This window comes from Mangrovibacterium marinum, assembly GCF_003046625.1.
GTDB classification, from domain to species: domain Bacteria; phylum Bacteroidota; class Bacteroidia; order Bacteroidales; family Prolixibacteraceae; genus Mangrovibacterium; species Mangrovibacterium marinum.
In genome coordinates this window covers 1-13,750 of record NZ_QAAD01000017.1, presented here as the reverse complement: position 1 = coordinate 13,750, position 13,750 = coordinate 1, and the positions used below count along the sequence as shown (strand labels likewise).

13 protein-coding genes and 2 tRNA genes are annotated in these 13,750 nt (G+C 41.6%); 5 read left to right on the top strand and 10 right to left on the bottom strand.

Annotation, left to right across the window (positions count from 1 at the left end):
* Positions 1-17 precede the first annotated feature (17 nt).
* The 3 genes from C8N47_RS14330 to C8N47_RS14320 form a co-directional block, all read right to left on the bottom strand.
* Positions 18-1,793, bottom strand: a complete 1,776-nt coding sequence (locus tag C8N47_RS14330; protein WP_107823259.1) for an aminopeptidase P family protein — start codon at positions 1,791-1,793, stop codon at positions 18-20.
* Between the two features lie 6 nt (positions 1,794-1,799).
* On the bottom strand, positions 1,800-2,342 hold the full coding sequence (locus C8N47_RS14325; protein WP_107823258.1) for an NUDIX domain-containing protein: 543 nt from the start codon (positions 2,340-2,342) through the stop codon (positions 1,800-1,802).
* A 146-nt stretch (positions 2,343-2,488) separates the two neighbouring features.
* Positions 2,489-3,400 carry an alpha/beta hydrolase gene (locus C8N47_RS14320; RefSeq protein WP_107823257.1) on the bottom strand — a complete coding sequence of 304 codons (912 nt, stop codon included), beginning with the start codon at positions 3,398-3,400 and terminating at the stop codon, positions 2,489-2,491.
* A 145-nt stretch (positions 3,401-3,545) separates the two neighbouring features.
* Between C8N47_RS14320 and C8N47_RS14315 the strand changes: the two genes are divergently transcribed.
* On the top strand, positions 3,546-4,184 hold the full coding sequence (locus C8N47_RS14315; RefSeq protein ID WP_107823256.1) for a LysE family translocator: 639 nt from the start codon (positions 3,546-3,548) through the stop codon (positions 4,182-4,184).
* Here the strand turns inward: C8N47_RS14315 and C8N47_RS14310 are convergent.
* Both C8N47_RS14310 and C8N47_RS14305 read right to left on the bottom strand, forming a co-directional pair.
* Positions 4,181-4,585, bottom strand: coding sequence for an acyl-CoA thioesterase (locus tag C8N47_RS14310; RefSeq protein ID WP_107823255.1), 405 nt, complete (start codon positions 4,583-4,585; stop codon positions 4,181-4,183). The two genes, C8N47_RS14315 and C8N47_RS14310, sit on opposite strands and share 4 nt — an antisense overlap.
* Positions 4,586-4,590: 5 nt before the next feature.
* Entirely contained in the window at positions 4,591-5,391 is an 801-nt protein-coding gene (locus C8N47_RS14305) for an SDR family oxidoreductase (protein WP_107823303.1), read from the bottom strand.
* Positions 5,392-5,576: 185 nt separating this feature from the next.
* On the opposite strand from C8N47_RS14305, the gene C8N47_RS14300 reads away from it, so the two are divergent.
* Positions 5,577-5,649 (top strand) — tRNA-Lys (locus C8N47_RS14300).
* Between the two features lie 95 nt (positions 5,650-5,744).
* Here C8N47_RS14300 and C8N47_RS14295 read toward each other — a convergent pair.
* The gene (locus C8N47_RS14295) at positions 5,745-6,572 is read right to left on the bottom strand and encodes a phospholipase D family protein (protein ID WP_107823254.1); all 828 of its coding nucleotides are present in this window, start codon (positions 6,570-6,572) and stop codon (positions 5,745-5,747) included.
* A 316-nt stretch (positions 6,573-6,888) separates the two neighbouring features.
* On the opposite strand from C8N47_RS14295, the gene C8N47_RS14290 reads away from it, so the two are divergent.
* The gene (locus C8N47_RS14290) at positions 6,889-8,355 is read left to right on the top strand and encodes a P-loop ATPase, Sll1717 family (RefSeq protein WP_211316151.1); all 1,467 of its coding nucleotides are present in this window, start codon (positions 6,889-6,891) and stop codon (positions 8,353-8,355) included.
* 69 nt (positions 8,356-8,424) lie between these two features.
* Positions 8,425-9,039 carry an LAGLIDADG family homing endonuclease gene (locus C8N47_RS14285; protein WP_170111403.1) on the top strand — a complete coding sequence of 205 codons (615 nt, stop codon included), beginning with the start codon at positions 8,425-8,427 and terminating at the stop codon, positions 9,037-9,039.
* Here the strand turns inward: C8N47_RS14285 and C8N47_RS14280 are convergent.
* The 4 genes from C8N47_RS14280 to C8N47_RS14265 form a co-directional block, all read right to left on the bottom strand.
* Positions 9,011-10,615 carry a phage/plasmid replication domain-containing protein gene (locus C8N47_RS14280; protein WP_107823252.1) on the bottom strand — a complete coding sequence of 535 codons (1,605 nt, stop codon included), beginning with the start codon at positions 10,613-10,615 and terminating at the stop codon, positions 9,011-9,013. The two genes, C8N47_RS14285 and C8N47_RS14280, sit on opposite strands and share 29 nt — an antisense overlap.
* A 118-nt stretch (positions 10,616-10,733) precedes the next feature.
* Positions 10,734-11,018 carry a helix-turn-helix domain-containing protein gene (locus C8N47_RS14275; RefSeq protein WP_107823251.1) on the bottom strand — a complete coding sequence of 95 codons (285 nt, stop codon included), beginning with the start codon at positions 11,016-11,018 and terminating at the stop codon, positions 10,734-10,736.
* Between the two features lie 78 nt (positions 11,019-11,096).
* Positions 11,097-11,717, bottom strand: a complete 621-nt coding sequence (locus tag C8N47_RS14270; RefSeq protein ID WP_107823250.1) for a hypothetical protein — start codon at positions 11,715-11,717, stop codon at positions 11,097-11,099.
* Positions 11,717-12,943, bottom strand: coding sequence for a site-specific integrase (locus tag C8N47_RS14265; protein ID WP_107823249.1), 1,227 nt, complete (start codon positions 12,941-12,943; stop codon positions 11,717-11,719). The genes C8N47_RS14270 and C8N47_RS14265 overlap by 1 nt, the downstream gene beginning before the upstream one ends.
* 501 nt (positions 12,944-13,444) lie before the next feature.
* Between C8N47_RS14265 and C8N47_RS14260 the strand changes: the two genes are divergently transcribed.
* Positions 13,445-13,520 (top strand) — tRNA-Lys (locus C8N47_RS14260).
* Positions 13,521-13,750: the final 230 nt, after the last annotated feature.

Genomic DNA, 13,750 nt, shown 5'->3' with positions numbered 1-13,750 from the left:
ACTTCGTGTTGCGCGCATTAAATTGCTTTTGTAAGCTCTTGCAGAAACGCTTTCTCTTCGTTGTTTAAGGCGGGGGCAAGTTCTTCGAAGCAGGCTTTGTGGTAGTTGTTTAACCAGTCGATTTCGTCCGGGCTTAGCAATTCTTTTGCAATCAGCCGTGTGTCAATAGGGCAGAGGGTTAAGGTCTCGAATTGCAGGAAATGCCCGTATTCATTGGTTTGCCATTCTTTACAAACAATAACATTTTCGGTGCGGATACCGTATTGTCCTTCGCGGTAAAAGGCCGGTTCGTCCGACAGAACCATCCCCGGTTCAATTACCCGGTTGTTATATTCCTGACGAATACTCATGGGGCCTTCGTGCACATTCAGGAAAAATCCGATGCCGTGGCCGGTTCCGTGACCGTAATTCCGACCTGTTTTCCACATGGCCTGTCGTGCTGCCAGATCCAGGTTGCAGCCAGCCGTGTTGGCCGGGAATTTTAAATCTGCCAGCCCAATGGTGCCCTTCAGGGCCAGCGTGAAATCTTCTTTGGCCAGTTGGCTTGGTTCGCTTAGGCTAACTGTTCGGGTAATGTCGGTTGTCCCTTCAAGGTATTGACCGCCGCTGTCCATCAGCAGAATGCCTTCGGCGTGGATTGCCGCTGCGGTTTCGGGGCTGACGGAGCGGTGTACAACAGCCCCGTTTTCGTTGTAGCCGACAATGGAATGAAAGCTCGGGCCCATGAAATTTTCCTGTTGTGCACGAAATTCGTTTAGCTTGAGCAGCACGTCGTATTCACTGATGGCTGTTTTGCCAACATTGGCGTACAGCCAGTGGAGGAATTTCACCATAGCCACGCCATCCTTGCGCATGGCTTTGCGGAACATGCTAATTTCGTGATCCGATTTTATGGCTTTCAGGCAGGTGGCTGCTGAAAGCTGAAAGTTGATTTGAGCCTCCGGAGCAATGGCATCAATCAGTGCCTGGTTGGTGCGATCCGGATCGATTAACAGGCTGTTAATGTTTTTTAAGTCGTCGTAAACGGCCTGGTAGGCTTTGATGGTGATTCCTTCGGACGTTAATTTCGTATTGAGCGTGCTCGCAATTTTTTCGGGATTCAGGTAAAGATGAATGTGCTTGTGGGTGATCAGCGCAAACGATACAAAAACGGGATTGAAGGAGATGTCGTTTCCTCGCAGGTTGAAGGTCCAGGCGATTTCGTCGAGCGCGGTAAGCAAACAGGCCTCACAGTAGGCTGTGCTCATCACTGCGCGGATGGCCTCAATTTTTTCCAGTCGGCTTTGCCCGGTGTATTTGGTGTCGTGCTCAAACACCGGATCGGCCGGAAGCTGAGGGCGCTCGGTCCAAATGGCCTCCATCAGGTCGCCGCAATCGCTTAGTTGCAGTTGCTCCGAAGCCAGATCTTTTTGCATGTCCTGGTATTGAGCCGTCGACATACAGCTTGCATCAGTGCCGATAATGGCCTTGTTCGGAAGAAGATCACCAAGCCATTTCGCCGGGCTGGGCGTACCTTCGACACGTAGTTTCATCAGGTTGATGCCGGTGTCTTTTAGTTGGTCCGCAGCCTGCAAAAAGTAGCGAGAGTCGGTCCACAAGGCGGCATGCTTTTGTGTGACAGCCATAAAACCCATGGAGCCGTTGAAGCCGCTAATGAAGTTGCGAATCTGCCAGTAGTCGGGCAGATATTCGCTCTGGTGCGGGTCGGTGCCGGATAAGTACCAGCCATCGATGCCGGATTTTTCCATTTCAGCCCTTAGCTTGCTGATTCGTTCTTTAATCCTGTTTTTCATTGTTATTTATATTTTTTTGTTGACAGACTCTTTCAATCGGTTGATCGTCATTTTGATCGACTCAAATGGAATTTCGTCTAAATCAATTTCGTTTAAATGGTAAAATTCAATAGCCGAGATGTCGTCCTGAGGCTGCAGTCTGTCCGGATTTTTCAATTTAATTTTGAAAGTTGCATCCAGGGTGTGCACGACCAGTCCTGAAAATTCGTATTGATTGGGGAAGCTGCCGATGTACTCCATTTGGGCAATTTCGGCTCCCAGTTCTTCGTGTAGTTCGCGGGCGATGGCCTCTTCAGCACTTTCGTTCCACTCTACAAATCCACCGGGAAGGTCCAGTTTGCCCAAGTGTGGGTTGATGGCCCTGCGCGTTAACATCAGGCGACCTTGCTCATCAAATATCAAGGCGCTTGCGGCCGACGAAGCGTTGAAAAAGTAGCTGAATGAACAGTCGTTGCAGGTTTTGGAGCGGTCTCCGGATTGCACGAAATCGGCGGATCCGCAGCGAGGACAGTAGTTGAAAACACTTGTCGGATGTGTATTTGAATTCATGGGTTAAAATTCGCTGATGATGTGTTGTTTGTTTGGGGTATCAAATTTACCGCTGTAATTGATAAAAGCCAAAGGATTATCCTTCGACTTTTGGATCGTCGGTGCCAAACGGGTAGATTCCTATCTGTAGTTCGGTCGTACGGATGTTAGTCGATGAATTTCATCACCCGAAGCCATTGTGTAAAGGTTTCAGGCCATTGAGCGGTTGGCAGATCCAGCTTTTTCATGCCAAAACCATGGCCGCCTTTGGCGTAGATGTGCAGTTCGGCCGGAATGTCAAATTGCTTTAACGCCCGGTAAAAGCGAATGGAATTTTCGGGTACAACGGCGTGATCATCGTCGGCCAGAACGAAGAAAGTTGGTGGTGTATTTTTGGTCACCTGCAGTTCGTTGCAAAACCGCGATACCTGCTTCCAGTCGTTGGTTTTTCCGATCAGGTTGACGCGCGATCCGACATGGGTGATCTGTTCGTCGAAGCTGATAACCGGATAGAGCAAGAGCATAAAGTCGGGGCGGCTGCTTAATTGTTGCAACGGATCGGTAGCATCGGGATCTCCTTCGGTAAAATGGGTTCCGGCTGTTGATGCCAGGTGCCCACCGGCCGATGCTCCGGCAATACCGATTTTGTTGGGTGCTATTTTCCACTCGGCCGCTTTTGAGCGAACATAGCGCATAGCTTGCAAGGCGTCGGTCAGCGGAACTTCGGAATTGCCATAAGGAAGCCGGTATTTTAAAACAATGGCTGCAATGCCCCGGGCTTTCAGGTATTCCGCAATTTGAAAGCCCTCGTGATCGATGGCTTCCACCCAATAGCCACCTCCCGGACAAATAACAACGGCAGCCCCTGTGTTTTTGCTTTCCTCGGGCAGGAAAACAAACAGCTCTGCCTCCGAGACGTTGGAGTACCGGTAGGTGCCGTTTTGCTGGTAATATTGCTCATCGCCCGGAACGGTGGTGCTGTTGGGAGCGCCCTCGGGCCAAAGTTTGAGTTGAAAATCCTGAGCCTGGCCCGACATGATTAGAAGGAGAAAAAGGCCGAGAAATGTTAGTTGTTTCATTTGTTGTGTCTTTAAAGTTATAATGAGTAGTTTTTGAATACGCGTAAAGTTAACAATAAAGTCGGAGGAGGCGGCAATTTGTTAAAAATTTCAGTAAAAAGAAGGAAGGACTTTCCGCAGAGACCATTTGTGTTATTTTTGCAGTATGTTTTTGGCATTATTTATCAAAGGAATTATAATCGGATTGGCAGTCTCGGTACCGTTAGGACCTATCGGGATATTAATTATACAACGTACCGTAAATAAGGATCGCACAAGTGGGTTCTTGTCCGGGATGGGAGCGTCGGTGTCGGATGCGATCTATGCAGTAATTGCAGGCTTTAGTTTAACCTATATTATCGATTTTATTCGTTTGCATCAGCTTGTCTTTCAGATTGTAGGTGCTTTGATGGTGCTTTTGTTGGGCATTCATATTTTCTTTAAAAATCCGGTAGCTGATTTGCGGAAATACAGGCGGAAGGGGAGTTCCTATTTTCAGGATTTTGTATCCACCTTTTTGATCACCTTTCCCAACCCGATGGTGGTGTTTATTTTTTTGGCCGTTTTTGCCAGCTCAGGAATTGTTTTTCAGATGGATGCCCCTTCACAGGCCATATTGATGGTTGGTGGCGTATTTTTGGGAGCCAACAGCTGGTGGCTGCTGTTAACCGGCCTGGTAAGTTTGTTTCGTCACAAGTTTAACCTTCGGGTATTGTGGTGGTTTAATAAAATTGCCGGTGTTGTTATTGTACTGCTGGTGGTGATTTCGTTTGTACTTGCTTTGGTTGAGCGCTTCAAAATTTAGAAAAACTCCTGAAGTTTGTCGGTAAAGAATTTTGGAGCCCGGCAGGGTTTTCCGGTTTTTTCATCGAAAAAGGCCAAAACTGTTTCTCCTTCGTTGATTAATTCACCCGCGGCATTGTAGATCTCGGTTCGGATCGGGAATTTTACCTGGGGGATTTTTTCGATGATTGTCCGAATTGTCAGCAGGTCGTCATAATAGGCCGATTTGAGGTAGTTTACCCGCAGGTTGGAGGCCGGCAGCATGATGCCCGACTCTTCCATGGCTTTGTATGAAATGCCCAGGCTTCGGATTAATTCGGTGCGGCCAATTTCGTAGTAGCGGGGATAGTTGCCGTAGTATACAACGCCCATTTTGTCAGTATCTTCGTAATATACTCGCAATTGTGTGTCGTGTGTCAGCATAGGTTTTATTTAAAGGGTGAATCGGGTTCTTTAGCCATGTGTTTAAAGGTTAGCCGGTCGAGCAATGTTGGTGCAAATTTTCCTAAAAATACCGTCAGCTTACCTTCCAGAAAGGTTAACACAAGTTGGCGTTTTCGTTTTTCAATGGCTTTAATAATGTGTTGTGCACATTCTTCGGCCGACATCATTTTTTCTTCGTTGCGTGGTGTTTCGCCTTGGTTGGAGCCATGGGCTGTTAAGGCCGATTTGCGCACCTCTGACGAGGTAAAGCCGGGGGCAGCAACTAACACGTGAAGGCCGTTTTTCAGATTTTCGATCCGCAGGGTGTCCAAAAATCCGCGGATGGCAAACTTCGAGGCAGCATAGCCGGTTCGTCCCGGCAAGCCTACAAAGCCGGCTATGGAGATGATCCCAACCAATGAACCTTTTGCTTTTAAAAGATGCGGAAGTGCATATTTCGAACAATACACCGTTCCCCAAAAGTTTACATCCATCAGCTTTTGAAGTACCGACAACTCGACATCTTCGAAATTAGCCCGCATCGAGATTCCTGCATTATTAATCAAGACATCGATTCGGCCGAAACAGGCAAGTGCATGTTCCATCAGTTCGCGGCAATCATCCTCCTTACTTACGTCTGTTTGCTTAATGGCTACATCGGTTGTAAGCCGGGCTTCCAGCTCCTGAAGAAGTTCAATACGGCGAGCAGCCAGCACCAGCTTTGCTCCTTTTTTCGCAAATTCAAAGGCTAACGCTTTTCCGATTCCTGACGAAGCGCCTGTAATAACGACAACTTTATTTTTCATTGTTTTGTAGAAAGAATGCACAAATGTAGAATTTTTTGAGATCAGAACGAAAACAGCATTTAACAAAGCGATGTTAATAACTACGAACTGATTTTACTCAAAAAAAAGAATCAAAAATTTGCAGGAAAAAGATCAGTTCTTACCTTTGCAGCGCCTTTAACAAAAAGGGCAACACTACAGAGGATGACTCAGTAGCTCAGCTGGTAGAGCACATCCCTTTTAAGGATGGGGTCCTGGGTTCGAACCCCAGCTGAGTCACACCGAAAAACGATAAAGCCTTGCAAGTGAGTAACTTGTAAGGCTTTTGTTTTTTAGTGGTGTCAAATCTGGTGTTAATATCTTTTTGAGTGGTATTACATTTCTTTAGGTTTCCCGAACTTCTTTAATTCTCTGTATAAAAATGCATACCTCTCTTCTCCTAATTGAGTTAAACGGAGAACAGCATCCTTGTCTTGATATAATTCGTTTTTTGTGAATTCAACTATCTCCATTGCTTTTTGGCAGAGATAACGATATACTTTATCATCTCCCCACAGAGGAACTGTGAAATTATACTCTTGTTGGAGATTGAATATTAGAGTCCCCATTGTATAGGTTCTGTCTGGCGTTTTCTGGGAAGAAGCTAATTGAGCTTTCTTCTCCGCAGCAAGTCGTTTTCTTTCCTCTGCTTTTGCCATCCTTTCGGCTTGGAGTCTGTTTCGTTCTGTAATCCTTGCTTCTTTCTCAGCAAGAGCTTTTTCTTTCATAGCTCTTCTCTTAAGGAAGTCAGAAGCACGAATTATAGCATTTACTTTGTCGATAATGTCGTTGTAGGCATCCTCTTCTTGATTTCGTTCTATGTATACACTCATTTCGTGATTGTTGATTTGTGAGTATTCATAGAGGTTCATGGAGGATAGGATTGCTATATTTTCATTTAAATAGCACTTTGCGTGAAGGTTTTGGACATCGATCAAATTGACATGTTTGAATTCTTCGAGCCATTTTTTTTCTGAGAAATTTAGTTGATTCGTCCGGAACACAAAATTGACTTCAGAACAACGTTTAAATGCATCTTCCAAACTAACTCTAATCAATTTGTTTATTTTCAGATAGGGAGAAACGATAGTGAGCTTCTCTTTGGCTTCTTTAACTAACTTCTCTAAATGGTACGAAGTTTCGGTAGTACTTAAAACTTTCATTTTTTTTATGGGGTGTGATACAGGCTAGCGAATATAATGTTTTTCTTTCTCCAATCTTAAACAAAGTTTTTCCAATTCGAAACCGCCAAGCCCTGCGGGTTTGAAAAAGACTACGGCATAAAGCCGCTACGCTTTTTATTCCGTTTCCTTTTTCAAAGCAGTTCCGAATTAGAAATTTGGTGTTTACGATTAGAAGAAAGCTGAAATGTGTTCATTTTATACTGTTAAAAATATTTTTATTGTATACATTTGTTATTTAGCACAATCTCCAGACGAAGACAAAAAGAGTTACTAAAAAATAAAAACAAACTAACCAATGCAGAGCCCTAAAATTACTTTTTCAGAAGAAAATATACAAAAGCTTTTCGGTCATGAAGCAGCAGAAGATGAGAGCTTTGAAAGGCTACAGTCTTATTATATTAAGAACAAGACTCACGATAAAGTAGTGGCTGATTTGCCGCTTCGCGTTTTGGTTGGGCATAAAGGGATTGGAAAATCGGCACTATTTAAGATAGCGATGTCTGAGGAAGAAGAAAATGGTCGATTGCCGATTTTAATCAAACCTGATGATATTGCAGATCTTGCACATGATTCGAGTGATTTTCATTTAATTATCCGAGAATGGAAACATGGATTAATAAATATTATTGCCAATAAAGTATTGCAGTGTTTTGGGAAAAACGGCGAAGAAAGTAAATTCAAAAAAATTGTTGGCTATGGTGGACAATTGATGAGTCTGCTTACAGAATCCGCACAAAAGCTTGTGGGTGAAGTTGATTTAGATCCTGCTAGAAAGAAATTAATAGGAGCCTTTTTGTCTTCTCGGAAGATTATTATCTATATCGATGATCTGGATAGAGGTTGGCAGAGTAAGAAAGCGGACATTACAAGAATTTCTGCTTTGCTAAATGCAGTTAGGGATATTAGTAATGAGAATGCAGGAATACAATTCAGGATTTCACTGAGATCTGATGTTTATTTTCTTGTCAGAACTTCAGATGAATCAACAGATAAAATAGAAGGATCAGTGATTTGGCATAGTTGGACTAATCATGAAATTTTATTACTTCTCATAAAGCGAATAGAATCATTCTTCGGAAGAGATTGTGACATTGAGCGATTAAAAAACCTTAGACAACAGCAATTATCTTTTTATTTGGACACAGTCTTTGAGAAGAGGTTTTCCGATGTTGGTAAATGGTCAAATGCTGCGATGTATAGGATATTGATGTCATTGATTAGAAAGCGACCTCGAGATTTAGTGAAGTTGTGCACTTTAGCAGCAAGACATGCATATGATAACAACAATAATTTGATTACTACGGATGACTTGAAAGCCATTTTTGAAGATTATTCACATGGGCGAATTCAAGATACTGTGAATGAATTCAAGTCAGAACTTCCACAAATTGAGCGTTTGTTATTGAATATGAAGCCGTCGAGTAAGGAGCAAAGAGAAGGGCTTGGATATATGTATGATACGAGTCGTTTAAAGCAAAAATTGAGGAATATTTCAACAAGAGGTCAATTTGTCTTTCAAAATGGAAAACAAGCTTCCGAAACAGAATTGATTCAATTCCTGTATAAAGTGAATTTTATTACAGCGAGGAAGAGGTTGGATAGTGGGGAGATAGATCGAAAATATTTCGAAGAGAATAGGTTGCTAACTAGTCAGGTCGTGAATTTTGGTTACGATTGGGAAATCCACCCAGCGTTTAGGTGGGCGTTACTGCCAGAGAGTGCTCAGGAGCTTTTTAAGCAGATTGATCTTAGCGCTGATTAGGATATTAATTTCCCAAATATATTGTTTGTGGAATTTTGTTACGTATGCTATGTCATTAAGTCTATGAATGTGAGGAATGTTGCTCTTTTTGAGCAGTCGAAACTGGATAAAGAAGCTGCTTGGTTGTTAGGATTTATATTTTCAGATTCCACAATTGGTGAGCACCAAGGAAGAACAGTAATTCGTCTTTATAACAAAAATAAAGAGTTGCTGGATAACATAGTCGAATATTTTGGGCTACCTAATAAGGTTACTAAACAGGTGAACCAGACAACAACAGTTTATTTTATTCGGTTTGGTAATCAAGATATTGTCAGTTCAATTCAAGCTTACGGTTTTCAGAAAGACAAGACTAATCTTTGTGTGCCTGATCTGGATGATGAGTGTAGAAAGGCTTTCACTCTTGGATTTATGCAGGGGAAAGGGAGTTTTTTTAGGGAGGAAGCGGGTAATTATGGCTTTAAAATCATCTACCGGAGTGAATCTTTTATTAAGGAGGTTGCAGAGCTGATTTCTTTCTACTGTGGTGTTAAAGTTGCTAGACCGCACTGCTGTTTGATTAAAAACTATTATAGCTGCCAGATAAAATACGTTAACTCGGATTGTGACCGAGTTAAGGAATTTCTTTATTCTGATTATTTGCTATTTAATGATCTCAAAGCAGTAGATCAAAATACAGAGTAAAATCGACTTCATTGCTTTCAAATAAGTTTCTTGAAAGAATGGTATTCTTTGAAATGTCCAACCTCTCAAGCACTTTCAAATAGTTGTATTTCGTTCGTCGACTAATTAGCTTCAATTGTACCATCTCATCGAGTGAGTGGTGTTGAAGGTTAAAAAGTATCTGGTTTGCCAGAGTTTCGTTAATCCGCTTTTTGTGTTGCTTCGGGTCTTCAATCGAAGCGTTGAGCCGATCAACCTCTCGGTTGTAAAGAATTACTTTTTGAATGTTGTCTTCGTATTTGTCAAGCTTCTTGAGTTGGAATTCTTCCATGAAAGACATGAAGACTTTAAACATCTCGTGAAGGAGTTCACGAGAGAACAAAGCATTGACCGGAATAACCGGATTATAGCCCGTTTTAAAGTAGATGTTCTCAATAGTTGAATTGCCTTTTACGTCTTCTTCGGTTATGGTAAGCCTAAAGGAGTTGCGCTTGTTGAGAATTCCTTCGTATTGAAAGAAGGCATCCTTTTTCTCTCTGGGAAGACTGATAAAAGCAGTCATATAGATTTGCTTCTCTTTTTCGGTAAGTTGTTTTCCTTTTTGAGCCTTCTCTATTTCCCGTTCACATTTAGATTTGATCTTCTTTACGGCTTTGTATTCCTTGTGCAGAGCTTTCAAGAAAGGGCATTTATTCGCAAACAAATGCTTTTTAAAGAGATAACTCATGTAGGATTTGCGAAACGTTATTTCGTATCTAAGAATCCGGTCAGCGAAGCTCTGAAGACCTTCTTTGAGAACATTACCGTCTTTGTCCAATTCATCATTAACCGGAAAGATAGTTTCCTTCTTTTCCCGATTAACCCTCAGGTGTTTGCTTTTGTCTCCATTTTTGCCTTTATACTCTGAGCCTTTGTGATAAATCTTTGCTCCGTAACGTTCGGTAGAAAGGAAAATGGAAGTACTCCAATCGGCTTTGTAATTCGAGTTTTCACGGATATAGCTTTTCTTAATCCGCTTTTGAAATTCGAGGTATTGCAAAGCATCCTCTTTTGAGTTGAAAATTTGATTGTAGGCAATGTCAATCCGGTTTATCTCGATATCCTTTTTGTCTATCTCGATTCCGTCAAACCAATCCAAAAGGAACTCATTGAGAAAACGAGTCAGCCAGTCGAATGTATTCGACAAATGAAATTCCATTGTCCGAAGCAGATCAATCGGGAAGTTGTGATACTTCTCATTCGGATGGGGGATAAACTGTTTGAGATTCGTTCCGAATAGGTATTTGGGAACAGAGAAGTTGAACTCAACAAAGTCCTGTTTCATATCAACCCGATAACTCAGGTCGTAGTGAGATTTTGTCCGCACTTTGTTTTTATAAAGTGTCCAGACTTTTCCGGTATCGGAATATTCAATCTCAGAAAGACGCAGATAGCTGTCTTTGTCAATAACCTCTCCGGTTTCGGAATCAACGAGGTCGTCTTTGTGTGGGTTTGAGCGTTCGTAAAAGTTGGTTCCCTCTCCGGTTTTCCGAAGTCGTTGAATGATTTCGGGGTATTGGCTCAGGCTGTGAAAGCGCAAAACAATAGAGTCTATCATAGCGAGCCGGAATTAAGAAGGTTAGAAACTAGCGTTGTGAAAATTTTGCACAGGTTCAGCGTTGTTAATAGACTAGCTGAACCCAACCCGAAGGGCAACAAAAAAAGGCAAGCTACTATCATAGCTTACCTCCTTCCAGAGCCTTTAATACTTCGGCTTTGTTGAATAATACTTTGTTACCCAATTTGGCAAAAGGGAGAATCCCTTTGCATTGGTAATGGTACAGGGTAGTCATAGAGCAACCAATAAATTTGGCAGTCTCTTTTCTAGACCAATACTCGTTTTTCTTTTCTTTTTTAGGTTCGGAGAATCCAAAAGCAATGATTTCTCCTTTTACTACTTCTTTTAATAATTTTTCGAGTTCGCTTTTGAACTCATCCGACATGTTTAATTCGACTTTCATTTTTCAGTGTTTTAAATTTTACACTGCGAAAATGAAGGCGGATTAGAGCGTGGGTAGGGGTTTGGGTATACCCAGAAATTACACCGGATTGAATGAGTCTAAATCATTTTGAACTGTTTTGATGTCATTTTCAACGAGTTCTATCCCTTTGTGAAATTGTATCAATTCAAATTGTTTTAATACTGTTGTCAGGTCTTTGAGTAGTTCCTGAGTTGCTTTGCCTGTTTTTTCTGTTGATCGTTTTAGGGGAGTACCTAATGTTTTTCGAATGGTGTCGACATTGTGACCACTAAGGAAATTGATAAACTCAGCATCTCTTTTGGCCGTTCCTGATTTTCGTGGGAATGCTGTTGCTTTTTGCATATAATAAAATGCGAGGGCTGATTGACGGGCAGTGCCAGGCGCAGAAATAGACTTAGCAGCATTTTGTTTTTGAACAAACTTGATGTATTCAAGTGCGTATTCTAGTTGAGGAATGTCATATGGTACTGAAACACCGTATTTCACGCCTAAAGATACTCCTCGTCTTTGTCTTACTCTAGGAGTCGGAGGAGTGCCGGCACGAATAGATAATATCCATTTTTCAAGGCTGAGCTTTACTTCATTTTCAAAATTAAATTCTCGTCCTTCTTCAGTTGCTCTATTTCTTAGCAAATCAATCTCTTCTTCGTATTCGTATATCAGTTTGGGTTTTTCCATTATTCAAAGGCTTTAGTCATTTGTGTTCGTTTATGGTCATCTACAATTTTAAAATAGCGTTGGAAACTCTTATATGAGTTGTGAGTGGTTATGTCCATTATGACCTCGGTAGACATTCCCCTCATCATAGCATTCGTGATAAATGTTTTTCGGGCGACATGGGAGGTTAAAACCTCATATTTGGGTACGATCTTTTCAATTCGTTCCGTGCCTCTGTAATGAATGATTTGAACGGGATCTTTGATCTCTGCGAGTTGACCAAGTTCTTTTAAATATTCATTCATTTTTTGGTTGCTTATGGCGTTGAATAGATTGTAAGTCTCGGTTGATTTGTGCTTCTCGTAAATGGCACGAGAGTACTTGTTTAAAGGGATGATAGTTTTACCTCTGGTTTTTAGGGTTTGAATCTGTATTGTGTCGTTACTTATATTGTCTTGCTTGAGGTTAAGGATATCAGAAAAACGAAGTCCGGTAAAGCAACCAAAGCAAAATATATCCCGAACTCGGTCAAGCTTTGGACTCTCGATTTCCAAAGCGAAAAGTTTCATCAACTCATCCCAAGTAAGGAAGTAAATCTCTCCATCGTTTTGTTTGGCTTTGAACTTCTGAAACTCAAGGTTAGTGTTATAGCCTTTTTCAGTAGCCCAATTGAGGAAGACTTTTAGGTTTTTATAGTGCTTTGCAACTGTGTTGTTTGTTTGCTTTTTATCGTTGATGAGGAAGTCTTTGAAACGTTCGTCAAAGTTGAGGTCAACGGTATCGAACGAGATTCGAAACTTCTTTTCTTCTTGGAACTCTTTTAGTCTGGACAAGGTTGTTTTGATCTTTCGAATGGTGGCTTGTGCTCGTTCGTTAACGGAAGCTTCGAGAAATTCATCATACTTTTCAAGAAGATCGGCTTCGTCGCCGATGTTAAAGCGGTTGTTAAGCTCATCTTTGAGAAGTTCAATCGTGATTCGTTTACCGAGAATCTTAAGTTCGTTGTATTTGTCCTCTAAGAAATTTGCAGTCGTCTTGAGGAATTGGTTTAGTGATACCGCATTCGAGTAGTTAGGCTTTGCACGCTGTTTCTCTTTATCCCAATATTTAGGTTCAATCCGTTTTCCGGTGTAGTACCTTAATCGGTTTCCATCGAAGTTGTAAACGAGGAAAATTTGAGTCTTTGCTTTATCGTCAGCGTAGCTCTTTAGGTTAAATTTGATCAGTTCTTTGTTGTACTTTTTCATATACCATTTAGGATTGAGGTGTCAAATATGGTGTCAAATATGGTGTCAAATTTTGTTTAATCAATTTAAATCGGCTTAAACTTATTGACAACTCAAATCTATGGAATGGCTTATGAATAAAGGGAAGGAGTGTTAAGCGAGTTTTAAACAGTTCTAAATGATTTATATTAAATAAGTTCCAGCTGAGTCACTAAAAGCCTTGCAGATCGATGATTTGTGGGGCTTTTTTATTTTGTATCATAGCTGCTACGCGTCTCAAATCGGCGACCAGAGACAGCCCGCTTGCCTGTTACCTTCGGCGGATTTGCATTTTTAACGGTAAAAAAATGCAGCTGCCTTAAAATTGAGAAGCATGCAAATTTTTTAACGAGGTTGATATCAAAAGCATAGGGTCGAGGGTGGTCTTTTTTTGAAAAATAATAGGCACGCACTCTTGTAATCTTGAAAGAAAAAACTACTTTTGCAACGCCTTTAACAAAAAGGGCTACACATACAGAGGATGACTCAGTAGCTCAGCTGGTAGAGCACATCCCTTTTAAGGATGGGGTCCTGGGTTCGAACCCCAGCTGAGTCACCAAAAAGAAAGTCAAAAAGACTTGAAAGCGCTTAAATCATTGATTTAGGCGCTTTTTTATTTTGCGGTAGATCTTAAGACAGGCACCAAATCGCAAAATAAACGAGACTATATCCCTACCTGTTCTGGATCATTCCGAAAAGTTGTGGAGCTTCATTTTTTAGGCATAAATTTTAGAGATTCGATACAGGAAGAAAGCGGTATCATTTACCCCTCTCAAACACGCCCTGAAA